The 1203-nt window shown below is 31.6% G+C and carries 2 protein-coding genes; one reads left to right on the top strand and one right to left on the bottom strand.

The features are described 5' to 3' along the window. Positions 1–252: 252 nt before the first annotated feature. The gene (locus tag AC1DJR_RS30455) at positions 253–810 is read right to left on the bottom strand and encodes a helix-turn-helix domain-containing protein (protein ID WP_002141752.1); all 558 of its coding nucleotides are present in this window, start codon (positions 808–810) and stop codon (positions 253–255) included. A gap of 117 nt (positions 811–927) precedes the next feature. Here AC1DJR_RS30455 and AC1DJR_RS30450 point away from each other — a divergent pair. Continuing rightward, on the top strand, positions 928–1203 hold a 276-nt coding region (locus AC1DJR_RS30450; protein WP_477004305.1), incomplete at its 3' end, for a LysE family translocator.

Genomic DNA, 1203 nt, shown 5'->3' with positions numbered 1-1203 from the left:
CCTATATAGATAGTAGAAACTATCTATACTAAATATTCCGGATAAACATTATCAATTTACTCTATACGCTATCAATGTTAAGTTATTTATGAAGACAATTTCTCCTTTACTAATCATCTCAATATGTATTTGAGAAACATTCTCCAATCCTATACGCGAGAGAAATACTGTGTTGACACTCAAATGAGTGTCTTTTTTTGTAAATTGTAATAAATAAAACCATCTCTTTATATTCTAAATAAAATAGCAAGTTTATGAAGCTGGATAATAAATGGTCATACTTAACCGCGTTAGCGTTCGTCCGGAATTATGATAAGAGTGCGGTCTATCCGCCTTAAAGCGAATTGAATCTCCGCTATTTAATGTATATTGACAATCATTTATTTCAATTGTCAATTCTCCCTCAAACACCGTTATAAATTCTTCGGTCCCTTCTTTATGGCCTTCCGAACTTAATTTTCCTTCCTTTTCAATTTCAACCGTATAGATTTCAAAGTTCCTATCATCTTGAAAAGGAAAAGAAGGATACACTTTATATCTCCCATTGTCTTCTGATAATATTTGAACATCGTTTCGTAAAACCACTTTCGTATCAGGCTGTGGATTATTAATTAAAGACGTAAAAGACACTTTTAAACCATTCGCAATTTTCCATATCGTTGTTAGTGTCGGGCTTGAATCTCCTCTTTCAATTTGTCCAATCATCGTTTTACTCACACCCGTTAATTGGGAAACCTTTTCTAAACTTAATTTTTCTTTCTCACGTATTGCTTTTATATTTTTCGCCAAAATAAGTTGAATTTCTTCCATAAAAAAACACTCCTATACTATATACAACATAACGACCGTTATGTATAATAAAAAGCACACGTTATATTGTTCTTTTCGGTCATTATAACACACGGAAAATACTTAGGGGGTTTTGAAATGCCTTTATTTTCTTTTTTATTATTTGTTTTTATTAGTAGCTTCACACCCGGTCCTAACAATTTTTTAGCTATGACATACGCAAATCAACTTGGTTTGAAAAGGAGCATGCAATTTTGCTTTGGAGTAGCTTTCGGTTTTTTCCTCCTCACTTCTTTATGTAGTTTCTTTAATATCGTACTAATTAATATTTTACCCAAAATCGAATTACCTTTAAAAATTTTAGGAGTAGCATACATGCTATATCTAGCTATTAAAATACTCACTAGTAAAGGC

This window comes from Bacillus sp. 05T31 (genome assembly GCF_056396725.1).
This window is presented reverse-complemented; position numbering and strand designations above follow the sequence as displayed.

What these genes read in the sequence shown, in the direction of transcription:
- AC1DJR_RS30455 (WP_002141752.1), bottom strand. Translation starts at nt 810, where the DNA reads ATGGAAGAAATTCAACTTATTTTGGCGAAAAATATAAAAGCAATACGT.